General features: G+C 68.5%; 24 protein-coding genes, 1 tRNA gene and 1 pseudogene. 15 read left to right on the plus strand and 11 right to left on the minus strand.

The annotated features are described in order from the left end of the window. Positions 1-12: 12 nt before the first annotated feature. The gene (locus tag Q0C41_RS09355; RefSeq protein WP_291983134.1) at positions 13-432 is read right to left on the minus strand and encodes an RNA-binding protein; all 420 of its coding nucleotides are present in this window, start codon (positions 430-432) and stop codon (positions 13-15) included. Between the two features lie 263 nt (positions 433-695). On the opposite strand from Q0C41_RS09355, the gene Q0C41_RS09360 reads away from it, so the two are divergent. The 4 genes from Q0C41_RS09360 to Q0C41_RS09375 all read left to right on the plus strand — a co-directional run bounded on the left by Q0C41_RS09360 (position 696) and on the right by Q0C41_RS09375 (position 4,615). Next, on the plus strand, positions 696-2,453 hold the full coding sequence (locus Q0C41_RS09360) for a S9 family peptidase (RefSeq protein ID WP_291983137.1): 1,758 nt from the start codon (positions 696-698) through the stop codon (positions 2,451-2,453). Between the two features lie 123 nt (positions 2,454-2,576). Further along, a complete protein-coding gene (locus tag Q0C41_RS09365; protein ID WP_291983139.1) occupies positions 2,577-3,197 on the plus strand; it encodes a DUF2490 domain-containing protein in 621 nt (206 codons plus the stop codon). Positions 3,198-3,275: 78 nt separating this feature from the next. Then, complete coding sequence (locus Q0C41_RS09370; protein WP_291983141.1) at positions 3,276-4,070, plus strand: DUF2490 domain-containing protein; 795 nt, start codon at positions 3,276-3,278, stop codon at positions 4,068-4,070. A gap of 80 nt (positions 4,071-4,150) precedes the next feature. Then, positions 4,151-4,615 carry a hypothetical protein gene (locus Q0C41_RS09375; protein ID WP_291983143.1) on the plus strand — a complete coding sequence of 155 codons (465 nt, stop codon included), beginning with the start codon at positions 4,151-4,153 and terminating at the stop codon, positions 4,613-4,615. Here the strand turns inward: Q0C41_RS09375 and Q0C41_RS09380 are convergent. Beyond that, the gene (locus Q0C41_RS09380; RefSeq protein ID WP_291983145.1) at positions 4,603-6,588 is read right to left on the minus strand and encodes a PAS domain S-box protein; all 1,986 of its coding nucleotides are present in this window, start codon (positions 6,586-6,588) and stop codon (positions 4,603-4,605) included. The two genes, Q0C41_RS09375 and Q0C41_RS09380, sit on opposite strands and share 13 nt — an antisense overlap. Before the next feature lie 162 nt (positions 6,589-6,750). Here Q0C41_RS09380 and Q0C41_RS09385 point away from each other — a divergent pair, with 162 nt between their 5' ends. The 5 genes from Q0C41_RS09385 to Q0C41_RS09405 all read left to right on the plus strand — a co-directional run bounded on the left by Q0C41_RS09385 (position 6,751) and on the right by Q0C41_RS09405 (position 12,042). Continuing rightward, a complete protein-coding gene (locus tag Q0C41_RS09385) occupies positions 6,751-8,274 on the plus strand; it encodes an FAD-dependent oxidoreductase (RefSeq protein ID WP_291983147.1) in 1,524 nt (507 codons plus the stop codon). A gap of 264 nt (positions 8,275-8,538) precedes the next feature. Continuing rightward, positions 8,539-8,877: a hypothetical protein gene (locus tag Q0C41_RS09390; protein ID WP_291983148.1), complete on the plus strand. Its 339-nt coding sequence runs from the start codon at positions 8,539-8,541 to the stop codon at positions 8,875-8,877. A gap of 75 nt (positions 8,878-8,952) precedes the next feature. Next, positions 8,953-10,089, plus strand: coding sequence for a PQQ-dependent sugar dehydrogenase (locus tag Q0C41_RS09395; protein ID WP_291983150.1), 1,137 nt, complete (start codon positions 8,953-8,955; stop codon positions 10,087-10,089). Between the two features lie 5 nt (positions 10,090-10,094). Next, positions 10,095-10,895 (plus strand): DUF3667 domain-containing protein, encoded by an 801-nt coding sequence (locus tag Q0C41_RS09400; RefSeq protein WP_291983151.1) that lies wholly within the window; start codon positions 10,095-10,097, stop codon positions 10,893-10,895. A gap of 133 nt (positions 10,896-11,028) precedes the next feature. Then, positions 11,029-12,042 carry a serine hydrolase gene (locus Q0C41_RS09405; RefSeq protein ID WP_291983153.1) on the plus strand — a complete coding sequence of 338 codons (1,014 nt, stop codon included), beginning with the start codon at positions 11,029-11,031 and terminating at the stop codon, positions 12,040-12,042. 45 nt (positions 12,043-12,087) lie between these two features. On the opposite strand, the gene Q0C41_RS09410 is transcribed toward Q0C41_RS09405, so the two are convergent. Both Q0C41_RS09410 and Q0C41_RS09415 read right to left on the minus strand, forming a co-directional pair. Further along, the gene (locus Q0C41_RS09410; RefSeq protein ID WP_291983154.1) at positions 12,088-12,390 is read right to left on the minus strand and encodes a HigA family addiction module antitoxin; all 303 of its coding nucleotides are present in this window, start codon (positions 12,388-12,390) and stop codon (positions 12,088-12,090) included. Between the two features lie 9 nt (positions 12,391-12,399). Then, positions 12,400-12,678, minus strand: coding sequence for a type II toxin-antitoxin system RelE/ParE family toxin (locus tag Q0C41_RS09415; protein ID WP_291983155.1), 279 nt, complete (start codon positions 12,676-12,678; stop codon positions 12,400-12,402). Positions 12,679-13,078: 400 nt separating this feature from the next. Between Q0C41_RS09415 and Q0C41_RS09420 the strand changes: the two genes are divergently transcribed. Next, complete coding sequence (locus Q0C41_RS09420) at positions 13,079-13,345, plus strand: hypothetical protein (protein ID WP_291983156.1); 267 nt, start codon at positions 13,079-13,081, stop codon at positions 13,343-13,345. Continuing rightward, on the plus strand, positions 13,330-13,623 hold the full coding sequence (locus Q0C41_RS09425) for a type II toxin-antitoxin system RelE/ParE family toxin (RefSeq protein ID WP_291983157.1): 294 nt from the start codon (positions 13,330-13,332) through the stop codon (positions 13,621-13,623). The genes Q0C41_RS09420 and Q0C41_RS09425 overlap by 16 nt, the downstream gene beginning before the upstream one ends. Positions 13,624-13,627: 4 nt before the next feature. On the opposite strand, the gene Q0C41_RS09430 is transcribed toward Q0C41_RS09425, so the two are convergent. From Q0C41_RS09430 to Q0C41_RS31385, 3 genes and pseudogenes are all read right to left on the minus strand, one after another. After that, on the minus strand, positions 13,628-13,879 hold the full coding sequence (locus tag Q0C41_RS09430; protein ID WP_291983159.1) for a HigA family addiction module antitoxin: 252 nt from the start codon (positions 13,877-13,879) through the stop codon (positions 13,628-13,630). Positions 13,880-13,953: 74 nt separating this feature from the next. Further along, positions 13,954-14,271 carry a BrnA antitoxin family protein gene (locus Q0C41_RS31380; protein WP_367079187.1) on the minus strand — a complete coding sequence of 106 codons (318 nt, stop codon included), beginning with the start codon at positions 14,269-14,271 and terminating at the stop codon, positions 13,954-13,956. Next, positions 14,252-14,523, minus strand: a pseudogene (locus Q0C41_RS31385) (BrnT family toxin). The gene Q0C41_RS31380 and the pseudogene Q0C41_RS31385 overlap by 20 nt, the downstream one beginning before the upstream one ends. Before the next feature lie 365 nt (positions 14,524-14,888). On the opposite strand from Q0C41_RS31385, the gene Q0C41_RS09440 reads away from it, so the two are divergent. After that, positions 14,889-15,794, plus strand: coding sequence for a hypothetical protein (locus Q0C41_RS09440; protein WP_291983164.1), 906 nt, complete (start codon positions 14,889-14,891; stop codon positions 15,792-15,794). Beyond that, complete coding sequence (locus Q0C41_RS09445; protein WP_291983165.1) at positions 15,794-17,641, plus strand: hypothetical protein; 1,848 nt, start codon at positions 15,794-15,796, stop codon at positions 17,639-17,641. The genes Q0C41_RS09440 and Q0C41_RS09445 overlap by 1 nt, the downstream gene beginning before the upstream one ends. Positions 17,642-18,574: 933 nt before the next feature. On the opposite strand, the gene Q0C41_RS09450 is transcribed toward Q0C41_RS09445, so the two are convergent. Next, positions 18,575-18,757 (minus strand): hypothetical protein, encoded by a 183-nt coding sequence (locus Q0C41_RS09450; protein ID WP_291983168.1) that lies wholly within the window; start codon positions 18,755-18,757, stop codon positions 18,575-18,577. Here Q0C41_RS09450 and Q0C41_RS31390 point away from each other — a divergent pair. Together Q0C41_RS31390 and Q0C41_RS09455 are read left to right on the plus strand one after the other, a co-directional pair. Further along, complete coding sequence (locus Q0C41_RS31390) at positions 18,741-19,148, plus strand: AlpA family transcriptional regulator (RefSeq protein ID WP_367079188.1); 408 nt, start codon at positions 18,741-18,743, stop codon at positions 19,146-19,148. The genes Q0C41_RS09450 and Q0C41_RS31390 overlap by 17 nt on opposite strands. Before the next feature lie 85 nt (positions 19,149-19,233). Beyond that, positions 19,234-19,830 carry a hypothetical protein gene (locus Q0C41_RS09455; protein WP_291983170.1) on the plus strand — a complete coding sequence of 199 codons (597 nt, stop codon included), beginning with the start codon at positions 19,234-19,236 and terminating at the stop codon, positions 19,828-19,830. A gap of 18 nt (positions 19,831-19,848) precedes the next feature. Here the strand turns inward: Q0C41_RS09455 and Q0C41_RS09460 are convergent, their stop codons facing one another. From Q0C41_RS09460 to recA, 3 genes are all read right to left on the minus strand, one after another. Then, positions 19,849-21,063, minus strand: coding sequence for an integrase arm-type DNA-binding domain-containing protein (locus Q0C41_RS09460; protein WP_291983172.1), 1,215 nt, complete (start codon positions 21,061-21,063; stop codon positions 19,849-19,851). A 169-nt stretch (positions 21,064-21,232) separates the two neighbouring features. Beyond that, positions 21,233-21,308: transfer RNA gene (locus Q0C41_RS09465), tRNA-Phe, on the minus strand. Between the two features lie 163 nt (positions 21,309-21,471). After that, positions 21,472-22,503 carry a recombinase RecA gene (gene recA, locus Q0C41_RS09470; RefSeq protein WP_291983174.1) on the minus strand — a complete coding sequence of 344 codons (1,032 nt, stop codon included), beginning with the start codon at positions 22,501-22,503 and terminating at the stop codon, positions 21,472-21,474. Positions 22,504-22,535: the final 32 nt, after the last annotated feature.

Here is a 22,535-nt window from a genome sequence, read left to right on the forward strand (position 1 = left end):
GAGGCGGCCCGTCTACCAGCGTGGCTCGCGGCGATTGCCCCCACCGCCACCGTAGCCGCCGCCCCCGCCGCGGCCACCACCACCGCCGCCGGGCTTGCGGCCTCCACCGCCTCCGGGGCGACCACCGCCCCCACCACCGAAGCCGCCGCCGCCACCACCGCCGAAGTCGCCCGGACCCCGCTCGGGACGCGGACGCGCCTCGTTCACCGCAATCGCCCGGCCGCCGATCTCCTTGCCGTCGAACTGCTGGATCGCCTTCTGCGCGCCGTCATCGTCCGCCATGGAGACGAAGGCAAAGCCGCGAGGACGACCCGTCATGCGATCCCGCATGACCGTGACGCTTTCCACGGCCCCCGCCTGGGCGAACATCTCCTCCAGTTCGGGCTCACTGATTTGATACGGGATGTTCCCAACGAACAGGCTCTTCGCCACTGCCGATCCTCCTTGCCTGACGTGCCGGCGCCGCCCGTGAGGGACGGACCACTCGGAAGATGCCGGAGACCTCGCGGGTCTCCGCTCACAGGCTCGCGAGCGGATTCGAGTCAGGCGGGCTCGAAACTCGTGGCTAGAGTCTGGCTGTCCTTCCAGCGAGTGACGGTACCACCGAGGGGGCTGTCCTGCAACGGCTGACACAGCTCAGCAAACGGCCCCGCGGGGCCTTGCCAGCGCGTGGACTCGTGCGTACAGTGCGCGTCATGCTCGCGCTGCTGCTCGCCCTCCTCGTCCAGACACCTGCGACGCCCTCGCCGTCTGCCCCCGCCTCCGATCCCGCCTCGACGGCGGACCGGAGGAACGTCCAGGTGCCCGACACCGATACGCACGTGGTGCTGGGCGACTTCCCGAGCAAGGCGACATGGGAGTCGCATCGTGCCCGCGTGAAGCAGCAGGTCCTCACCGCAGCCGGGCTCGATCCGCTGCCCGAGCGCACCCCGCTGCATCCCCAGCGCTTCGGCAAGCTGCAGCGGGACGGCTACACGGTGGAGAAGGTCCTCCTCGAGACGTGGCCCGGGTTCTTTCTCGGCGGCAACCTGTATGTGCCGACGACGCCCGGCACGCATCCGGCGGTGGTGTCGCCACACGGGCACTGGAACTACGGTCGGCTCGAGCACCAGCCGCTCGCCTCGGTCCCCATGCGCGCGGCCAACCTCGCGAAGCGCGGGCACGTGGTGCTCATCTACGACATGGTCGGCTACAACGACACCATCCAGGTGCCGCACGCGTTCTCCGGGCGACGCGAGACGCTGTGGGCGTTCGGGCCGCTCGGCCTGCAGCTCTGGAACTCGCTGCGCGTCGTGGACTACGTGGCGTCGCTACCCGAGGTCGACGCCACGCGCATCGGCGCGACGGGGGCCTCGGGCGGCGGCACGCAGACGTTCCTGCTGGCGGCCGTCGACGATCGCATCGCCTACGCCGCCCCGGTGAACATGGTGTCCGCGTACATGCAGGGCGGTTCGGCCTGTGAGAACGCGCCGGGACTGCGCCTGGGCATCAGCAACCTGGACATCGCCGCGGCCTTCGCGCCCAAGCCGATGCTGATGACGTCGGCCACCGGCGACTGGACGCGCCGCGTGCCCCAGGAGGAGTTCCCGGCCATCCGACGCATCTACGAGCTGTACGGCGCCGGCGACCGCATCTCCACCATCCAGGTCGACGCCCCGCACAACTACAACCAGGCCACCCGCGAAGCCGTCTACCGCTTCCTCGATCAGCAGGCCTTCGGGCGTGCCGATGAGGGCAAGGAGGTGTCGGCGCCGATCGAGAAGCTCGGCGACATGCTGGCGTTGATGGGTAAGCCCTTGCCGTCGCATGCGGTCGACTACGCCGGGCTGTTCGCCGACTGGCGGCGCGTCACCACCGCCCAGGCCGAGGCCACGACCGATCTCGCCGTGCTCCGTCGTCGGCTCCGTCACACGCTCGCGCTGCCAGACGAGGTGACCGCCACGCGCAGCAGCACGGGCCTCATCAGTCGCGGCCAGGGCGATCGCGTCGCGAGTCTGTGGACGCCGGGGCGCGGCCGGCCGCTCGTCGTCATTCACCAGGAGGGCAGCGCGGCTGGCAGCACCCTGCCCGAGGTGAGTGCGGCCCGGAAGGCGAAGCGCCCGGTGCTGGTGCTGCAGGTCTTCCAGACGGGCGCCGCGGTGGCCGAGCGCAAGCGCTCTCACCCGCACTGGCTCACGTTCAACGTGAGCGACGATCAGGCGCGCATCCACGACATCGTCGCCGCGCTCGCGACGCTGCCCGCGGGGACCTCCGCCGAGGTCGTGGCGACGGGGCACGCACGGTACTGGGCCGCGGTCGCCGTGGCGGCGACAGGGGCGGACCACACGCTCGCCTTCGATGCCGGCAGTCTTGCGGCCGATGACCAGGCGCTCGATGCCGGATGCTTCGTGCCTGGGCTCCAGCGCGTGGGTGGCATGCGCACCGTCGTGCGTTTGCTCGCGCCACGGTCGTGAGGTCGCGTGAGGCTCATCGAACCGTCCGTCAGGCCGAACGCAGGTCCCTTCGGCTCCGCGCTGATCGCCGGTGTCCTCCTCCTCACCGGGTGCGCTGGTGACGCTCGCGCGCAATCGGTACCCGTGGTGCACGACAGGCAAGCCTGGCTGCTGCTGCTCGGCCAGATTCCCCTCGGCGACGCCTGGGTCGTCCACGCCGAGGCGCAGCCGCGGTTCAACGACGACATCAGCCAGAAGGACCAGTTGCTCCTTCGCGGCGCTCTCGGGCGACGACTCAGTCCACGTGTCATGGTCTGGGGCGGCTACGGCTACATCCCCCGGTGGAGCGGTGACATCACCTTTCACGAGCAACGCCTGTGGGAGCAGGTGACCGCGACGTTGCCGAAGGCCGGGAAGTGGGCGCCGTCGATTCGCCTGCGGCAGGAGCAGCGATTCCTGGAGCAATGGGGCGACACGTCGCACCGGTTTCGAGCGCTGGGGCGCCTGGTGCGGCCCATCGGTCGCAGTCCGTGGTCGGTGGCCGTCTGGGACGAGTGGTTCGTGACGCTGGACGAGACCGTCGGCGGGCCGCGCCAGGGCTACGACCAGAATCGCTTCTTCCTCACGGCCCTGCGCAAGCTGTCGCCGGCCGTGACGGTCGAGGCCGGCTACCTGTGGCAACACGTGCCGGGGACGGCGATCAAGGCCGCGCGACACGGCCACTCGGTCTTCGGCTGGATCACGTACGCGCCGCCGCCCAGGTGACCGCAGGCCTTGCCCGCGCACGGACCGGCCCACGGTGGCGCGCAGACGGCGCTCGCGGCATAATCTCGCCCCACAGCCGTGCTTCGTCCCCTGCTCCTGAACCGCTTCGCCCGTACGCTTGCCTTCGTCACAGGCACGGTGCTGATGGCCCCGACGATCGCGCACGGGCAGGCGATTCTGGACCAGTGGGATGCGCAACTGTGGCTCCAGGTCAACAGTCAGATCCCTGTCGCCCGCACGTGGTCCGTGATTCTCGAAGGACAGCCCCGGTGGAACGAGAACTTCACGCACTACGACCAGGTGGTGCTGCGCGGGGGGCTGCTGAAGCGCGTGACGCCAGGGGTGCAGCTGGGGGCCGCCTACGCCATGGTGCCCAGGCACACGGTCGTGGGGACGCTGCTCGAGCATCAGGCGTACGAGCAGGTGGTGCTGGCCCTGCCGCGCGTCGGCCACTGGGCCCCCGTGCTGCGCGTGCGAGAGGATCAGCGCTACCTGCATGAGTGGGGTGAGGTCTCGCATCGGATTCGCGAGCAGGTGCGCGTGACCCGCCCATTGTCGACGGCCCCCGGGTGGACGCTCGTGCTCCACCAGGAGCTGTTCCTGAACTGGAGCGACACACGGCTCGGACCGGCCCGCGGGGTGGATCAGCACCGCCTCTTCACGGGGCTGCAGCGGCGGCTCTCCCGCGACCTTGCCGTCGAAGCCGGCTACATGTGGCAGGAAGTGTTCCAGCTCGGCGTGCGTCCCGCGCGCCACAACCACATCGCGGTCGTCCAGTTGCTGGTGCGGCCAGGGCGGTTCGGGCGAGGCGACGGGGAGGCACCGGTGGCCCCTCCCGGCATCCCCGGGGCCCCTGCGCAAGGCACCGACTGACGGCGGCGGCGCGTGCGCCGCCGCGCTCGGCGCGCATTTTCGAAGCCGACTCCGGCTCGACAGCGTCTATTGTGGTGGTGATGAAGTTGCCCAGGGACACCGACGCCACCCCACGGCGTCCGGCCACGATCGTGCCCTTCGTCGGGCCACAGGCGAGCCCGGAGCACCGGGAGCGGGAGCTCCTGGCGACCTGGCGTGACTCCCACTGGAATCTGCAGGAACGGCTGTCCGAGCTGGCCCGCGCGACGGGGCACGACGACCTCGAGGCGCTATATCAGGCGGCGCGGCAGGCCGACACGCGACTGACCGAGCTCTATCAGCGTCGCGCCGAGGCGCTGGCACGGCAGGTGCGCGATCTGCTGCTGGATCGGCCGGCGGCCCACGGAATCGCCGCCACGGTCCCGCTGAGTCCGATCTCGGCGGCGTTCAACAGCGACGCCGAGGCGGCGCTGCTCGCCTGGTTCCGCGAGATGGCACCCGAGGACCGTGCCGCCTTGACATCGTTGGCCGAGCGCCTCGCCAGTGGTCGTCCTCAGGGTTCCTGAGCCCCGTCGGTCTGCGTCGCCCTTCTGCCTTGCGGGACGAAGCTGGCGACCGCATGGACGACAGCTGAAGGGACAATGGGCTTGCTGAGGTGCAGTTGAAAGCCCGCCTCCAGGGCCTTGGCTCGGTCTTCGGCCCGGGCAAACGAGGTCAGGGCGATCGCCGGGGCGGCGCCTCCCTGCGCGCGCGGTGCCTGTCGAAGCTTCCGAATCAGGGCATAGCCGTCCTCGCCTGGCATCCCGATGTCGGCCACGACCACGTCCGGCCGACGTGTCGCCATGCAGTCCATCGCCGAGGCCACCGAACTGGCCACCGCGACGTCCGCGCCGGCGTGGGCGAGCACGGTCTGCAACACCTCCCTGGCATCCTCGTCATCGTCTACCACCACGACACGGACGCCATGCAGCGCGGGTAGGGACGCCTCGACGTCCACGTTGCGTTGCGGTATGGTCACCGTCGGCTCGGCCGGGATCTGCGGTGCGGGGAGGCGCACCGTAAAGGTCGCGCCCGCGCCGAGGCCGTGACTGGCGACTTCGACCGTGCCGCCGTGCTGTTCGGCCAAATGGCGGACGATGGCCAGGCCCAGCCCCACGCCCCCGTGCCGCCTGGTCGTCGAGCTGTCGGCCTGACGGAACCTGTCGAACACGAAGGGCAGCACCGCCGGGTCGATGCCGATACCGTTGTCCGCGACGACGATCTCCGTGTCGCCGGCAGTCGTCGTGGCCCAGAGATCCACGCGGCCGCCACTCGGCGTGAACTTGATCGCATTGGAGAGCAGATTCCAGATGACCTGCTGCAGGCGATCCCGGTCGGCACGTACCAGCGCGTCGCGTGGCTCGATGTGGAACGAGAGGTCGATTGACTTGGCGCTGGCGGCCGGTCGGACCGAGTCGACAGCCCCTTTGACGACATCGGCCAGAATCGCCGTCTCCACCTGCAGCTTGACCTGACCGGACACGATCCGGGACACGTCCAGCAGGTCGTCCACGAGCTGGACCTGAATCTGGGCGTTTCGCGTGATGGCCTGGACCGCCCGTGTCTGGGTGGCATCGAACTCGGTCGCCGCCAACGCGAGGAGGTGTGACCAGCCCAGGATGGCATTCAGCGGCGTGCGCAGTTCGTGCGACACCATGTCGAGGAACTCATCTTTGAGTCGGTTGGCCTCGTGCGCTTGTGCATACAGTTCGCGCTGCTCGATGGCCGCGAGTTGCCGCGCCGTCAGATCACGCACGATCTTGGCGAATCCCCGCAGAGAGCCGTCCTCGTCACGGATGGGGGCGACGATCTCATCGCCCCAGAAGCGGGTGCCGTCCTTGCGGACGCGCCATCCCTCACCCTCGGCCCGACCATCGGCGGCCGCTCGGGCGAGTTCGCGCTCAGGCATGCCGTTGTCGCGGTCTTCCTGCGTGAAGAAGACACGGAGGTGCTGCCCGACCACTTCGTGTGGCGCATACCCCTTCATGCGCTGCGCCTCGGCCGTCCAGCTCGCCACGTGGCCGCGCGCATCGAGAAGAAACTCGGCGTAGTCCCGCACGTTCTCGACCAGGAGCCGATAGCGTTCCTCGCTGTCGCGCAGGGCGTCGGAGGCGTGCCGCTGGCGCGAGGCGTCGTGCATGACCTTCAGGTAGCCGTGCACGCCGGTGGTGCCGGCAATCGCGCGCACCACCCCGTCGGCCGGAAAGCGGGAGCCGTCCCGTCGCACATGAAAGCGCTTGTCGTCGGATCGTCCCGTCGCTGCCGCTCGCGCCAGTTCCTCGGCGGGACGGGCGAGCGCTCGATCTTCACGCGTGAAGAGGGCCTCGAAGGGCAGACCGACGAACTCGGTCGGCGGGTAGCCCAGGACCTGTTCGACCCCGGGATTCCACGATGTGACGAGGCCCTCCCGGTCGATGCTGAAGACGGCGTAATCGGTCAGGCTCTCTTCGAGCAGGTGAAAGCGCAACTGCCATTCGAGGTTCGACAAGGGCGTCGACACAGCAGCAACACCTCCAATCAGCGTCGGCAGTCTTTGCATGAACTGCGCCAGGTCGTGTCGCGCCTCAGCGCTCGGCTGGCACGCGACCTGCTCTCGATGCGAGGGCCGGGGACCGCTCCGCACAATGGCTGTGCCGCAGGCCTCGCAAGGAAGGCGACCGACATGAGTGAGCACGCGACCAGCACCTCCTACTGGGCGGCGACCGCGCCGCACCCATCTTTCGGCCCGCTGTCGGCCAACGACACGACCGAGGTCGTCGTCATCGGTGGCGGCATCACCGGCCTCACGACGGCCTACCTCCTGGCGCGCGCCGGGCGGCGCGTGGTGCTGCTGGAGCGTCGGGCCTGCGGGGCGGTGGACACCGGACATACGAGTGCGCACCTGACCATGGTCACCGACACCCGCTTGAGCGAGTTGGCCAGGCGCGTCGGCCGCGACCACGCCCAGGCCACGTGGGACGCCGGGCTCGCGGCCCTCGGGACCATCGACCAGATCGTCAGGGACCATCGCCTCGACGTCGACTTCGCCTGGGTCGACGGCTACCTGCACGCGCCAGTGGGCGACGACGCGTCGGGGCACGTCGAGGGCCTCCGCGAGGACGAGGCGGTCGCCCGCGAATGCGGCTTCGACGTGCAGTTCGAGGCGACAGTGCCGCTGGCCGGCACGCCGGGCCTGCGGGTCGCCGCCCAAGCGCGCATCCACCCCGCGAAGTACCTCGCCGGATTGGCGGCGCTGGTTGCCAGCGCCGGGGGCCGCATCTTCGAGCGGTCGGACGTGTCGGCCGTCCACGACGATCCGCGTCGCGTCGAGGCCAACGGTCACGTCATCCACTGTGACCACGTGGTGATCGCCACGCACAATCCGCTGGTCGGCGTGACCGGGACGATCGCGGCCTCCCTGTTCCAGACCAAGCTGGCGTTGTACACGAGCTACGTCATCGGCGCGCGCGTGGCGAAGGGGGCCACGCCGGACGCGCTCTGGTGGGATACCGCCGACCCCTACCGCTACCTGCGAGTCGTCCCGGGAACGCCCGACGACCTGCTCGTCTTCGGCGGCCATGACCACAAGACGGGGCAGGAGTCCGACACGCGGGCCCGGTACGACCACCTCGAGCGCGACCTGCGGGCGCTCGTCCCTGGCGCGGCGGTCGAGCATCGCTGGTCGGGGCAGGTGATTGAGACGCCTGACGGCCTCCCGTACATCGGTGCCACCGCCGACCGGCAGTATGTCGCCACCGGCTTTGCGGGCAACGGCCTCACGTTCGGCACGGTCGCCGCCTTGATGATGGCTGACGCCATCGAAGGCCGGAGCAATCCCTGGGCCGACCTGTTCGCGCCCAGCCGGAAGGCGCTGACCCGCGGACTGTGGGACTACCTGAAGGAGAACGCCGACTATCCCTACTACCTGGTCCGTGACCGGTTTGCTGGCCCGGGTGCGCGGTCCGTCCGCGACATTCCCCGCGGACACGGGGCCATCGTCGAGCGCGACGGGCGCGCCATCGCGGTCCACCGCGAGCTCGACGGGACGGTCACCGAGCGGTCCGCCGTGTGCCCCCACATGGGCTGCCAGGTGGCGTGGAATCCGGCCGAGTCGACCTGGGACTGTCCGTGCCACGGGAGTCGATTCAGCGCGTCCGGGGCCGTGCTGGCCGGCCCGGCCGAGTCCCCCCTCGGGCCGGTCTCGTGAGTGCACGCCGAACGGCCATCGCGTACCAAAGATAGCCAAATGGCCATCGCCTACTGCCACCATCGGCCACGAGTACCTGGTCGCCGCCGCCAACAGCGGCGCGCACGGCCTGCGATCCATCCTGGACGGCAGGCCGGCCATCGTCCTGCTCGGGCGCGAACTGGGAGCGGTGTCGCCCGAGTTCTTCGTGCGGAAGGTACGCGAACTGGCCGAGGTGCAGGACACCCGCATCATCACCGTGGGCCATCCGGCCACTCGGCCGAGGTGCCAATCCTCCTGGCGCAGGGCGACTGCCAGTGCCGCGTCCAGCTGAAGACGCCACGCGTCGTCGCCGGGGCGATGGCCGAGGCGATGCTCGGCACCAACGACCTGACCGAAGACGATGCGGCGTCGACGATTCAGGAGATGAGCAACATGAGTGGCGGGCGCATTCTCGAGGCGTTGCGGCAGCATGGCGAACGCGTGCGTCGCGGCTTACCCGTGGTGACGACCATTGCCGTGGATGCGGCGAGCGACGGGCCGCACTTCGCGGTCTCGTTCGGGGCCGACCAGTTGCCGGCGCCGTTCAGGGTCCTGGTGCATTCGGCGGCTGGAGCAGCCTGACGGTCGGCGCGTGTCTCCCGGAGTGGGACTTTCTGCGATGATGCGGGAGTCACGCTTCACGTTCGGGAGGTCACGATGCGATCGATCCTTGCAGTCGCGGTACTCGTGCCGCTGGTGGCTGGCTGTGGCGTGGACGCCGCGCGGCAGGCGCCGGCGCCGGCACAGCGTTCAGGCGACCTGCCGTTCCAGGTCCAGGTCGTGGCGGACTTCGAGTCCCCCTGGGCCATGACGTTCCTGCCCGATGGGCGCCTGCTGGTCACCGAGAAAGCCGGGGCGCTGCTCGTCGTGTCGCCCGATGGACAGCAGCGCACGCGCGTGGACGGCATGCCGGCCGTCTCGAGTGACGGCCAGGGCGGCCTGATGGACGTGGTGCTGCATCCGCGGTTTGCCGAGAACCGCCTCGTCTACTTCAGCTACGCCGAGGCCGGGCCGGGTGGCAAGGGTGTGGTCCTCGCCCGCGGCGTGTTCGCCGATGGCCAGCCACCGGCCCTGCAGAAGGTCGAGACGCTGTTCCGCGCGACCCCCTACGTCGATGGCGATGGGCACTTCGGCGGCCGCATCGCGTTTGCCCCCGATGGTCACCTCTTCTTCACCAACGGCGATCGCCAGAAATTCGATCCCGCCCAGGACCCGAAGGCGACCCTCGGCAAGGTCCTGCGCCTGAAGGACGATGGCTCGCCAGCGGATGGCAACCCGCTCTCCGACAAGGGGTTTCTGCCGGTCGTCTGGTCGTATGGCCACCGCAACCCGCTCGGGCTCGCCTTCGACCCGGCTGGTCAGCTCTGGGCGCAGGAAATGGGCCCGAAGGGCGGCGACGAGGTGAACCTGATCCTGCCGGGGCGCAACTACGGCTACCCGGTGGTGTCGGAAGGCGATCACTACGACGGCAAGGCCATCCCGCGGCACGCCACGCGTCCCGAGTTCGAGGCGCCCAAGGTCAGCTGGAACCCGGTGATCTCCCCGGGGGGACTGATGGTGTACACGGGTACGCTCTTTCCGCAGTGGAAGGGCGACCTCTTCATCGGGGGCTTGTCCAGTCAGGCGCTCATTCGCGTCGACGTGGACGGCACCCGCGCGAGCAAGGGCGACCAGTGGCCGATGGGCGAGCGCATCCGTGAGCCCGAGCAGGGGCCGGATGGCGCCATCTGGGTGCTCGAGGACGGGCGGCGCGGCGGCAAGGGGCGGCTGCTGAAGCTCACGCCGGCGCGATGACACCGATGACCCAGCTCTCTCCGGACCGCTGCGCCAACTGCCAGCGGGTCACCGTCGGTGCCGACCAGCAGTTCTGCCCGGCGTGTGGGCAACCCACGCCGGCCCCTCGCATCGATTGGCCGTTCCTCAGGCAGGAGATGCAGCAGACCGTCCTGCAGATGGAGCGCGGTCTGCTGTATTCACTGACGCATCTCATGGTGCGTCCCGGGCACCTGATGCGTGACTACATCGAGGGGCGGCGGGCCAGTCAGGTCAAGCCGCTGCCGCTGCTCCTGACGACGGCGGGCGTGGTGGTCGTGCTGGGCACCGCGCTGCTGGGGGGGGACGTCATGGGATCGGCCATGCCTGCCGGCTACGACGGCGCTGCTCGCGTGCCGACGGACGGCCAGGCCGGGGCGGCGTCAGTGATGACCGCATTCGCGGCGATGAAGGAGTGGATGAACCGGCATTTCGCCGCCACCACCCTGCTCATGCTGCCGCTGGAAGCTGCCGCATTCAGGCTCGCATTCTGGCGCGTGGGGGACGTGAATTACCCCGAATGGCTGGTCATCAGCACCTACCTGACGGCGCAGACGTTCGTGCTGTGGACGATCGGGATGCTGCTGCAGACGTGGATCCCGCAGTCGCAGGCCTGGGTGCTGTCGTTGTCGATCGCCTACGGGGTGTTCTCGCTGGTCCAGTACTTCCAGGGGTATCCGCGGTGGAAGTCGGTCATGCGCAGCGTGCTCGGATTCGCCATCTTCCTGCTGATGAACACGGCGCTGACATTCCTGATGGTGCCGGTGGTGCTCCTGTTGACGAAGTGAGGGAACGAGTCTCAGGGCTCAGGTCTCAGGCCTCAGGTTCCAATCCATGTTGCCCACACGCCGTCACTTCCTGGCCCTTGCCAGTCTTGGTTCCTTGATGACGTCAGCGAACCGTGCGGACAGGCTGGCCGCGATGCCGGCGCCCGAACTGGCCGAACGTGTCGACGAGGCGAGTCGACTGATCCGCGCACAGGTCGACAGCGGGGAGGTGGCCGCCGCCGTCCTGCACGTGCGTCGCGCCGGTCACGAGTCGAGTCGCGCCTTCGGCACGGCGCGCGTCGACCTGCCGTTCCTGATCGCCTCGCCGACCAAGCCGATGACGGCGTCGTGCGTGCTGTGGCTGCGCGATCGACGCGAGTTGGCGTTGAGTGATCGGGTCGCCAGGTACCTGCCGGCGTTGCGTGGTGACCAGCGCGGCGCGATCACGATTCGCCACCTGCTGACGCACACGTCCGGCCTCCCAGACATGCTGCCCGAGAACGTCGACCTGCGGCGTCAGCACGCGCCGCTCTCGGAGTTCGTCGCGCGGACCTGCCGAACGGCGCTGCTGTTCCCTCCCGGCGACCGGGTCAGCTACCAGAGCATGGGCATCCTGCTCGCCGCAGCGATCGTCGAGAAAGTGACCGGCGAGGCGATGCCGGCCTTCATGGCGCGGACGGTCTTCGAGCCCTTGGGGATGCGGCACTCGTCGTTGGGGCTGGGGGGCCGCGCCATCGCGGCGACGGCGCCGTGCCAGGTGCCCGACGCAGAACGAAGCGACTGGGACTGGAACAGCGCCTACTGGCGCAACCTCGGCGCGCCGTGGGGGGGCGCCCACGCCACCGCCGCGGACCTCGCGGCGTTTCTCGACGGGTTCGCGTCGACCGATGGCGAGTGGTTGAGTGTGGCCAGCCGCCGCGAGATGCGCGCCATCCAGACCGGCGCGATGCGCCCGCGTTTCGGGCTCGGCTGGCAGCGCGACCCTGCCGATTTCGGTGCGGCATGTTCGGCCGAGACGTTCGGTCACTTCGGATCGACGGGGACGATGGCCTGGCACGATCCGGCGACGGACACGACGTTCGTCCTGCTCACGACCCGACCTGCGACGGCGTCGAAAGCGAGCCTGCTGCTTCCGGCCTCGGACATCATCGGGCGCGCTCGGGCGTGACACCCTGGCGTGACGTCGCCAGGCCGCCCGCGCCTCGGCGCTCGATCACGCCACCCGTGCCTTCACGGAGGACGCGACCTGAGGCCAGATGGTCTGACGCGCGACACGCAGTTCGTAGTCCGACTGCAGGTCGAGCCACAGTTCCGGCGACACACCGAAGTACTTGCCGAGCCGCAGCGCGGTGTCGGCCGTGATCGCCCGCGTGCCGTTGACGATGCCGCTGATGCGGTTGGGCGGCACCGCCAGATCGCGGGCCAGCGCGTTGATGCTGATGCCCAGCGGCCGCATGAACTCTTCCATCAGGATCTCGCCGGGCGGAATCGGTTCAAGCATCTTGGTGGTCTTCATGGCTGCCTCTCACTGGTAATCCACGATCTCGACGTCGTGTGCATCGCCGTCATTCCACGTGAAGCACACGCACCACTGATCGTTGACCCGGATGCTGTGCTGCCCCCGGCGGTCTCCCTTGAGGGCTTCCAGATGGTTCCCCGGCGGCACCTTCAGGTCTTCAAGGGTGCGGGCGCGGTGCAGGTACAGCAACTTTCGCCGCGCAGGTCGCTCGATGGCCCTGAAGCGCCTCACCGGGACGTCGCTGAACAGCAGTTCCACGTCCTTGTCCCGGAAGGAACGAATCACCTGTCCAAGGTATTACGCATGACGTAATGGGTCAAGCCGACGCATCGCCCCACTACACGGGCCGCGCCGGCGGAGTTGACGCGGGCGTGCTGGCGGAGGCGGTCGACGCGATCGGACGGGCGTTCGGCGAGGACCGCGAACGTTTCCGGGCATGTTCCGGGCAGACGGCGAAATCGGCGCCGCAGGCCTCGCAGCAACGAGGGCCGGAGTGACCGTAGATTAAGGGGGTTAGATGGTGCCGAGGGCCAGAATCGAACTGGCTCACAAAAGTCGGCATTCATTACCGAAATGCCGCGTCGACCGGTGCGGCGTGACTGTCGTTTCGACTGTCAAGACGACCGTCTCGTCCCGGGTTCGGTTCAGCTCCGCGATCGGGGCGTCAATCGGCTATCCTCACGACATGGCCACGGTTCGTGTCGATATCGATCAGCACACTGCCGACGTCCTCGAGACGCGAGCAGCGGAGCTCGGCGTCACGGTGCCCGAACTGATCGCTGAACTGGCTGCGCTCGACGGCAGCGCGCGAGAGGCGAGTGCCGACGAGATCGCCGAACTCGACGCCCGCGCCGCCAGGGCGACCAGCGACACGCTGGTGTCGCAGGACCACGTCGTGCAGTGGCTGCGCACCTGGGGCACCCGCGAGTATCGACCGTGGCCTGGCAGGTAGACATCCAGTGGTCGGTTGATGCGCTGGACGATCTACAACGGTTTGCCGACTTCCTTCACGAGCGCTATCCAGAACTCGCCGGCCGCGTCGCGGGCGAGCTGATCACCAGGACCGAGTTGCTCCGGCGGCACCCGCATATCGGGCGCCCGGTCGGAAAGAGCCGCAAGTACCGCGAACTCGTCCTTGCCGTGCTCGGCGGCATCTATTCGGTTCAGTACCGCTACGACGGCCAAGTGGTCCTCGTCCTGCGGATCCTTCACAGTCGCGAACTGCGGTGATTGATCACGCCTCGCATCGCGCTGCCACCCGCAGGTCGTAGTCGGACTGCAGTTCCACCCACAACTCCGGCGACACACCGAAACGAATGCCCAGTCGGATCGCGGTGTCGGGTGTGATCGGCCGCGTGCCCTCCACAATGTCGCTGATCCGCTCGGGCGGAACGGCCAAGTCGCGAGCCAGCACATCGATGCTGATGCCCAGCGGCCGCATGAACTCTTCCATCAGGATCTCGCCCGGCGGAATGGGGTTCAGCATCTTTCTGGCTCTCATGTCGTGGCCCTCAGTGATCGTCGCCGCTGGGGAATCGTCCGGGTGCGTCCCTGCAAGAGTCACGACACCTTGCGAGGTTCAACCAGTCGACGATTGCCCAAGGCCAGTGCCTGTCGCAGCGCATCGTTGGCGCGGCCCTGCCACCCTGGTCCAGAGGCCCTCAGCGTATCCAGCACATCGCGGTCCAATCGAATGCTGACCGCCTCCTTGATCGGCGTGGCTTGCGGACCGCGGCGTCGCACGCCCAAAGCTTTCGCGACGGCACTCGGTAGCACGTCAGCGGCCGGCTTCGCGGCGGCAAACTCCTTGTCGCCCCACGCAGGGTTGTCACGGTCTGGCGCCGTCGGCTTGATCCGCTTAGCGGGTGTACGTGGCATACATACGTTCCTCTCGGGCGTTGGCACGTCGAAGGCTGATACACGCAGGTGGGCTTCACGGAAGGTGACCACGACCATATGGAGGCGCCCCCTGATCAGACCAAGCGCCTGGTACCTGGTTTCACCGTACTGCCGGCGCGTGTCCTCGAGCACCAGCCCGCCCTGCCAGTCGAACTCGGCAACGAGTTCGAACGACAGGCCGCGAGTGGCGATGTTCGCGGCGTTCTTCTCGGGGTCGTATTCGATCCCCATCTGCAGATTGTATACACAGGAGCCTGGCTGGCCACGCGGCTTCGCGTCGTAGGGGGCTCTGCCGCGGCTCGGCGAAACGACGAGTCATCGAGGGCTGTGGAGAGCGACTCGGGCGGACCTTGCGCTTCCTGGCACCTGCGTCGTTTCTCGGCAATGGGACGGCCCCGGGCGGGGCCTCTGCAGCCGCGCTATGCTGTCGAGCGAACCCGCCTGGCCTGCGCGTGGCACCTGTTCCGCGACATCCGTGGACGGCGGGAACCATGTCGACGTGTGGCGTGTGCTCCACGGCGAGCGGGACAAACCTGCGATGGATCGGAACGCTTGGTCAGGCCTGAGCGGATGGAGTCAGCGAGGTGATTGACGGCATGACGAGGTCGCTTGTTTCGGTTCTCGTGCTGTTCACCGTGTTCACGGCTGGCGCTGCCCGGGGCCAGGGGCAGTCCGCTCTGCTCGAGCGGGCAGCCGCTGCGGCTCTTCGGGCAGGAGAGGCATGGCGGGGCGTCGTCGCGCGCGAGACGTACGTCCAGAAGTTCCAGCCGTGGGCGGGCGTGCCGCCGCGGGAGCCTTCGCGGGTGCGTGCCGTCGTGGCCCGCACCCTGACGGCGGACCTGCTGCTCGTCTTCGATGCCGCTGGCCCGTGGGAACTGCATCGAGACGTGCTGACGGTCGATGGCCGTGAGGTGACCGATCGTGCCGAGCGGCTGGCGACGCTCTTCCTGTCGCCCGAGGCAGGCGCGCGGGAGCGGATGCGCCGAGTCACCCAGGAGAGCGCCAGATTCAACCTCGGCGACATTACCCGCACGTTCAATGTCCCGACATTTCCACTGGTCGTCGTCCACCCTCAGCATCGCGACCGCTTCCGTGTGACGGTGCGAGAGCCTACCGCTGGCACCGACACGGCCCAGGAGGTCCGCTTCGAGGAGCGCGCGAGCCCGACTCTGGTGCGGTCGACTCTCGGGCGGGACGTGCGACTCCGCGGTCGGCTCCTGATCGACGTCGTCACCGGCGAACTGTTGAGGGCGGTCATCGAGCCAGAGGCCGAAGGTGTGGCTGCGCGGATCGAGGTCACCTACGATACGCACCCCAGCCTGACCTCGCGGGTGCCGGTACGGATGTGGGAGTGGTATCGCACGGCGGGGCCACTCACCGACCCGTCCGTGCAGGGCGGCCGTGGTGTCTACAACGCTTACATCGAGGCCCTGGCGACGTACTCGGAGTTCCGCCGGTACGAGGTGCAGTTACAGGAGTCGGTGGGTGAGGTAAAGCGTTGATGGCGCTGCGGGAGATCGTCGCGTGCCTGGCACTTCCCGTGTTGGCCAGCGTGGAGGCGGCCGCGCAGGCGCAAGCGCCGACGTTCGTCGCCCGAACCGAGGTGCTGCTGCTGGACGTGCCAGTGACGGACGCGCGCGGTGTCCCGATCCGGGACCTCCTGCCCGAGGACTTCGTGGTGGAGATCGGCGGTGGGCGACAACGTGTGATCAGTGCCGAAGTCGTCGAGACCAAGGCGGTGGCAGCGAAGGCAGACGACGCGGTGTCGTCCAATGAGGGCCCGGAGGAGCGGGTGGTCGTGATCGTCACCGACCTGTCCGCAGATGCCTCCGAGGCGCAACGCAGCGTCTCTCTCCTCGTCAAGGAAGTCGACGCTGTCGGCCCGGACACACGCGTCGGCCTGGCGAGCTTGTCTGATGGGGGCGGCCGCCTCCGACCTCAGGTCGATCGTCGTCAGTTTCGCGACGCGCTCGTCCGTGAGCTGCAGTTGGGGGTGTCTCAACCCCTGCCAGCTGGCCGTCAGTTCGACGTGTCACTGAGCGATGCTTGGCGCATTGTCGACGGAGACCAGCAGCGCTTGCGAGAGGTGGAGGCTCGCGTCTGCGCGGAGACCGGTCAACGTGCCAGGTGCGCGCAGGAGTTGGAGACGGGGCTCCAGACACGCGTCAACCTGCTCAGGTCGCGCGCGGAGGTGGTGCTGGCGCGCCTGGCGTCGACGATGGCAGAACTTCGTTACTGGCCTGGCCGCAAGGACATCGTGTTGGTGACCGACGGGTGGGCCCTGGACCCGCGCGAGGCGGCGTCGCGGGTTAACGAACTGTCGCGTGCCGCGGCGGCGGCCGACGTCACCATCCACGTCATGCTGACGACTCGGCGGAACACAGTCTCTGCCGACACCCAGATTGGCGCGTCTTTGGCGGCCGGCGGCGACAGAGCGCTGGTGCAGCAGCCTGTGCAGTCCCTGGCGGCGGGCACCGGCGGCACCTTGCTGCCGGACCACGCCGGAGCCCTCGCGCAGGTTCTGCAGGACTCAGCGGTCGTCTACAGGCTCGGCATCGAAGGGCCCGTGCCCGATCGCCAACGGCAAGGGCACGTGCGCGTGAATGTCCGGCGGAGTGGCGCGCGAACCGGGCGGCATCGACAGGTCCTCGTCCCCCGCGCAACCAGTGCCTCGACCACGCTGACAGACGCACTGCAGCAGGCGATTCCGGCGTCGAGCATCCAGCTTCGAGTGGCGTCTGTGGCCCTGTTCGAGACGGGGCTGGGCGAACAAATACGGCATGTGGTGTCGACGCACGTGCACGGCGCGCGCGGCGCGACGAACCTGGGGTGGCTGATCGCCGATGACCAGGGCCGAGTCGTGACGTCGAGGCAGGCGACTCTCGACATGGCGGCGGTCGCCTCGCGAGTGGTGACCACGCAACTTGACCTCCCGCCCGGGCGATATCAGCTGCGCATCGGCGCACGCGATCATGCCGGAGCCCTCGGGACGGTCATCCACCCGCTCGACGGTGCGTCGCGGCCGGTGGGCTCGTTGGCGTCGGCGAGGCTCGCCGTGCTGCACGCCGAGCCGCAGGTCGCTCCGTTGCTGGGCCCCGTGGCGCCTGGCACCCAACTGGTCGTACGTGTCGACGTCACTTGTCCGCGTGAGCCTGCCGAGACCTCGTTGTCACTTCAGCGAGTGGGCGACGCGGACTCGAGCCTCATTCTTCCTGCCCTGCAACCGATGGGCAAGGATCGGTGGACACTGACCGCGACGTTGCCTGCTCCGGAGCAGCTGGGCGCCTACGTCGTGACCGCTCAGGTCGACGGCGTGACCCTCGAGGCGCGATTCGATGTGAGGCCGTGAGGGGCGAGCGTCGTCTTCAATGAGACTCGCCCAGTGAGGACGAAAAGGAGCCGGTCGGAGGCGCGCCAGCGGGCGTGGGAATGAGTACCTGCGGAGTCGAGAGGGGAGCCACCGGGGGAGCTACCGGTGCTGGGGCCTCTCGGCTCCCCCGGGTCTATCGGCGAGAACCGTGCAGCCAGCCGTGTTGGCCCGGTGCGGGCAGAAGGCTGGAGCGCATCACCGACGAGCGGCGGCGCCGATCACCCGACCTGTTTTCGGTGGGGTTCGGCGCGCCCGGACGACCGGCTTCAGCAACGGGCCGAGCACACCGCGACACCGACGCAAGTAGAAGACAGCATAGAAGATGGCCGGGGGAGCGCGCGTCTACAGCGGGCGACCGATGACCGCGGGTCAGCAGGTGTGTCTCTTCATCCTGGTCAGCGAGAGCCCTTGGCGTAAACGCCTGCGCTGATGCGGCTTGCATCGCACCGGTGGCGCGAGTGAGGCGGCGCTCTGTGCCGCCGTGGCGCCCACAGCGACGGACGCAGAGGAGATGTCGGGGCGTGAACGACCCCCTCTTTTCGCCTCGCTGGTTGCCCCACACCCCGCCCGGGCGGGGTCGTTCACGCCCCTCCGTGACACCCAGTCGCTGCAGCACGAAGACGTCGATGTCGTCCGGGACGAAGATGTCCTGAGCCTCGAGCGCCAGATCGGCGACCAGCCGATGGAGCGGGCCAGCACGCTCGAGAGCATGCGGCTCGGTTCCGCCTCGTCAAGGCGCGACGCCCGGCGTCGCCCCCGCGGTCCCGCGGGGCTACGGCCTTGACGAGCCCCTCACGCGAGCCACGTCGTGTCACGTGCGTGCTTGCCCGGGGAAGTCGTCGAGTGCGGCAGGGCAGGGATCGCTGCTCGACACGGCGAGCCAGTAAGAATGTCTCCGTTCCACGAGTTCTACTATTCAGCCGCGCCTCCCGGACGCGCGGACATTCGCCCGTCGACCGACGGGTGCAGGCGCCGGTGCAACGCCCGCGTCAGCGTCGCCCACTGCTTCAGTTCCGCAGCGGGCGTGACGATTCCGACCACAACGTTCCGCTCATTGGCGGGCAGCTCGGAGGCAGACATGCCGAGCTCGATCACTTCGTCTCGTACCGCAGTCCCATCGCCACCGAGAACGGGGAGCAGGGCGCATGCGACACGGAGAACCACCGCTGCCGCAGGTGACTTCGCCGACGGTGTCCCACTGACCGTTTCGACTCCGTCATGCGTTGAGCGCCTGCTCCGGTTGCGCGATGTGCTGGCGGTGGTGGGCCTCAGCCGGGCGCACGTGTACCACCTGGTGCAGCACGGGCTCTTCCCACCGCCGATTCCGCTGGGGAGCAACTGCGTGCGTTGGGTGCAGTCCGAAGTACACGCTTGGGTCGAAGGCCGCATCGCGTCGGCACGGGATGCGCGCGCGCGTTCCGCTAGGCCCGTTGACGTCCGAGGGGGCGAGTCGAGACGGCAACATCGAAACCCAGCCAGCCGATGAGTGGGGACAGAGCATCTCGTTGGATTACTCTCCATGTGCGCCGAGCGAACGACCGCTGACCCCGATGTCACGAGGAAGGTGAGCAATGAACACGCTTGTCGTCAGCTTCATCTCGGCACTGCTCTCGGTGGCTGCGACGCCGCTCAACCAAGGCGCATCTGTCCCCAAGCCGATCAGGGTCGAGCGTGAGTACATTCGTCCCGCCGTCGAGAACACGTGGCACGAGCTCGTCCGCTCGTCTGACCTGGTAGCGGAAGTCGAGCCGGTCTCTGCCGCGGGTGGCGAGGTCACGCACTACTACGGCAGCTACAAGTCGGTCGTCACGGCGTACTCGGCGTCGATCACGCGCGTCATCGCGGGAGGAGACCACAGAGGTGTGGTGACCGGCAGTCGCATCCTCGTTGTCATGCCTGGAGGCAAGATCGATCGCGGGACCTACGTGCAACACGTCATTGTCCAAGGCTCAGAACCCCTCAACCCCGGGCAGAAGTACGTCGTGGCCCTGAAGTGGGTGTCGCAACTCGAGGGGTGGCGTCCTCTCTGGTACTACGAGACGGTGTTCGAGGTGCAGCCAGACGGCCGTATTCGGAGCTTCGGTAACGGCCCCCTGGCTCGGGAGATGAATGGAGCTTCCACGGCATCGCTGCTCGAGCGCCTCAGTGTCGCTGCGAGTGCCCAGTGACGCTGGCGTCCGGGCGTTCTAGCCCGAGCGGCCCCCGGCTTCAAGTTCCCGCAAGTGATCGGCCCACGCCTGCATCATCGTGCGGCGCTCCTCGAGGTGCTGCGCCCGGTTGTAGACGGCGCGGACGGTGTTCGGGTCGCGGTGGGCGAGCTGCCGCTCGATGACGGCTGTGTTCCAGCCTAGCTCGTGCAGCCGCGTGCTCGCGAGGGTGCGGAACCCGTGCGCACTCATGTCGCGCGAGCCGAAGCCGAGGCGGCGCAGCGCGCCATTCAGCGTGTTCTCGCTGATGGGGATGCGGCGACCGACCCGCGAGGGGAACACGAGCGTATCCTCCGGCCGCTCCCCCTCGCGCGGTCCCGTGAAGCGCTGGAGGTCCTTGAGCAGCCGGACAACCTGACGACTGAGCGGGACGAGATGAGGCTCCCGGTGCTTCATCCGCTCTGCTGGGATGCGCCAGAGGCCGCTGTCCTCGTCGAGTGTGAACTCGGACCAGCGCGCCAGTCGGAGTTCGCCCGGCCGTACGAAGACCAGCGGCAGCATCTGCAGAGCGGCGTGGACCACGCGAGACCCGTGGTAGCCGGCAATCGCCCGCAGCAGGGTTCGGATGTCGTCGGGCGCGGTCAGGGCCGCCCGGTGCTGCCTCGAAATGGGCGTAAGTGCTCCGCGGAGGTCGGCGCTCGGGTCGCGCGTCGCCCGGCCTGTGGCGATCGCGTATCTGAACACCTGGCCGACGCGCTGCTTGACGTTGTGCGCCGTCTCGATGTGCCCACGGCTTTCGATGTCCCGGAGGACGTCGAGCAGTTCGGGAGGCTCGATGCTGGCGATCGGCCGACGGCCGATCCAGGGGGAGGGAAGCGAGAGGTGGTAGGTGGCCTTCTCGGTCGTGGACGCGGCCCACTTGGTGGCCTGCTTGGCCAGCCACTCTGCGGCCACGGCGTCGAACGTATGGCCTTCGGCCGGCCCGCGCTTGGCGGCCTGGCGGACCAGAGACGGGTCGAGACCCTCGGCGACGAGGCGTCGAGCCTCCGCGCGCCGCTCCCTGGCCACCGCGAGCGATACCTCGGGGTACGTGCCGAGGCTGATGCCCTTGCGGGCGCCCTGGAAGCGGTAGTCGAAGCGCCAGGACCGGCCGCCCTGCGGTTGAGTGACGAGGTACATGCCGTCGCCGTCGTACAACCGCACCGGCTTGACGGTCGCCTTCGTTCGCCGAATCTGCGCATCCGTGAGGGGCATGACAGTCGTTTCCCGAAAACGGGCGACAGTCGGCGCGGCAACTGCCGAAACGACTGTCAGGACGGCCGGATTGCGGCGGACATCCTGAGACTGTGATAGACCCGGATCACGAGAATTGCAAGCAATTCTGCGAGAAATCAGTGCGGTGGTGGGGGTGGAGCGAGGGAGATGGTGCCGAGGGCCAGAATCGAACTGGCGACACTACGATTTTCAGTCGTATGCTCTACCAACTGAGCTACCTCGGCACGGCAGCGGGACAACCCGCGAAGCATACCACAGCCAATGCGGTGATGGTAGGGCCGGCGCGTGTCGCGCCGACCAACTCCTCGAGCTGTGTGAGGCAGGGGAGGCTGGCCAGCGTTCGCACGTGGCGAGTGCCACGCACGAACGCCGACCCTACCAACGTCGTCAGCCGGCGACCGGCTCGGCGGGCGTCGCCGGGGCGAGGCCGAGTTCCTTGCGCAGGCGCTCGTCGATGGCCTGGTACGTTGCCGGGTTGTCCTTCAGGAACTGCTTGACGTTCTCGCGGCCCTGGCCGAGACGATCGCCGCTGTACGAGAACCAGGTGCCGCTCTTGTCGACGATCTTGCGCTCCACCGCCAGGTCGAGCAGATCGCCTTCCTTCGAGATGCCCTCGCCGTACATGACGTCGAACTCCGCCTCGCGGAACGGCGGCGCCACCTTGTTCTTGACCACCTTGACCCGCGTGCGGCCGCCCGTGACCTGATCGCCGTCCTTGATGGCGCCGATGCGGCGGATGTCGATGCGCACCGACGAGTAGAACTTGAGGGCGCGCCCGCCGGTCGTCGTCTCCGGGTTGCCGAACATCACGCCGATCTTCTCGCGCAGCTGGTTGATGAAGATCAGGCAGGTCTTGCTCTTGGACACCGCGCCGGTGAGCTTGCGCAGCGCCTGCGACATCAGGCGCGCCTGCAGGCCCATCTGCTGGTCGCCCATCTCGCCCTCGATCTCGGCCCGCGGCACCAGCGCGGCCACCGAGTCGACAACGATCACGTCGACGCTGCCGGAGCGCACCAGCACCTCGACGATCTCGAGGGCCTGCTCGCCGTTGTCGGGCTGCGACACCAGCAGGTCCTCGAGGTTGACCCCGAGCTTCTGCGCGTAGGAGGCGTCGAGCGCATGTTCGGCGTCGACGAACGCCGCCATGCCGCCGACCTTCTGGGCCTGCGCGATCACCTGCAGTGCCAGCGTGGTCTTGCCCGACGACTCGGGGCCGAACACCTCGATCACCCGGCCGCGCGGCACGCCGCCGACGCCCAGAGCGAAGTCGAGGCTGATCGAGCCCGTCGAGATGCTCGGGATCGCCACGGCGTCCTTCTGGCCCAACCGCATGATGGAGCCCTTGCCGAACTGCTTCTCGATCTGGCCGACGGCCATCTCGATGGCGCGGACACGTTCCTTCAGATCATCAACTGCCATCACTCGCACTCCTTGCGGTCGGGAAACTGCTG

It is taken from the genome of Luteitalea sp. (genome assembly GCF_022842525.1).
Classification (GTDB): Bacteria; Acidobacteriota; Vicinamibacteria; order Vicinamibacterales; family Vicinamibacteraceae; genus Luteitalea.

Bases quoted from the DNA above. Each gene is read 5' to 3' on its own strand.
- Q0C41_RS09375 (WP_291983143.1), top strand. From the start codon at position 4,151: ATGAAGTTGCCCAGGGACACCGACGCCACCCCACGGCGTCCGGCCACG.
- Q0C41_RS31380 (WP_367079187.1), bottom strand. From the start codon at position 14,271: ATGCCACGTACACCCGCTAAGCGGATCAAGCCGACGGCGCCAGACCGT.
- Q0C41_RS09455 (WP_291983170.1), top strand. From the start codon at position 19,234: ATGAACACGCTTGTCGTCAGCTTCATCTCGGCACTGCTCTCGGTGGCT.
- Q0C41_RS09395 (WP_291983150.1), top strand. From the start codon at position 8,953: ATGCGATCGATCCTTGCAGTCGCGGTACTCGTGCCGCTGGTGGCTGGC.
- Q0C41_RS09420 (WP_291983156.1), top strand. From the start codon at position 13,079: ATGGCCACGGTTCGTGTCGATATCGATCAGCACACTGCCGACGTCCTC.
- Q0C41_RS09360 (WP_291983137.1), top strand. From the start codon at position 696: ATGCTCGCGCTGCTGCTCGCCCTCCTCGTCCAGACACCTGCGACGCCC.
- Q0C41_RS09430 (WP_291983159.1), bottom strand. From the start codon at position 13,879: ATGCTGAACCCCATTCCGCCGGGCGAGATCCTGATGGAAGAGTTCATG.
- recA (WP_291983174.1), bottom strand. From the start codon at position 22,503: ATGGCAGTTGATGATCTGAAGGAACGTGTCCGCGCCATCGAGATGGCC.
- Q0C41_RS09440 (WP_291983164.1), top strand. From the start codon at position 14,889: ATGACGAGGTCGCTTGTTTCGGTTCTCGTGCTGTTCACCGTGTTCACG.
- Q0C41_RS31390 (WP_367079188.1), top strand. From the start codon at position 18,741: ATGCCGAGCTCGATCACTTCGTCTCGTACCGCAGTCCCATCGCCACCG.
- Q0C41_RS09385 (WP_291983147.1), top strand. From the start codon at position 6,751: ATGAGTGAGCACGCGACCAGCACCTCCTACTGGGCGGCGACCGCGCCG.
- Q0C41_RS09410 (WP_291983154.1), bottom strand. From the start codon at position 12,390: ATGAAGACCACCAAGATGCTTGAACCGATTCCGCCCGGCGAGATCCTG.
- Q0C41_RS09400 (WP_291983151.1), top strand. From the start codon at position 10,095: ATGACCCAGCTCTCTCCGGACCGCTGCGCCAACTGCCAGCGGGTCACC.
- Q0C41_RS09460 (WP_291983172.1), bottom strand. From the start codon at position 21,063: ATGCCCCTCACGGATGCGCAGATTCGGCGAACGAAGGCGACCGTCAAG.
- Q0C41_RS09405 (WP_291983153.1), top strand. From the start codon at position 11,029: ATGCCGGCGCCCGAACTGGCCGAACGTGTCGACGAGGCGAGTCGACTG.
- Q0C41_RS09445 (WP_291983165.1), top strand. From the start codon at position 15,794: ATGGCGCTGCGGGAGATCGTCGCGTGCCTGGCACTTCCCGTGTTGGCC.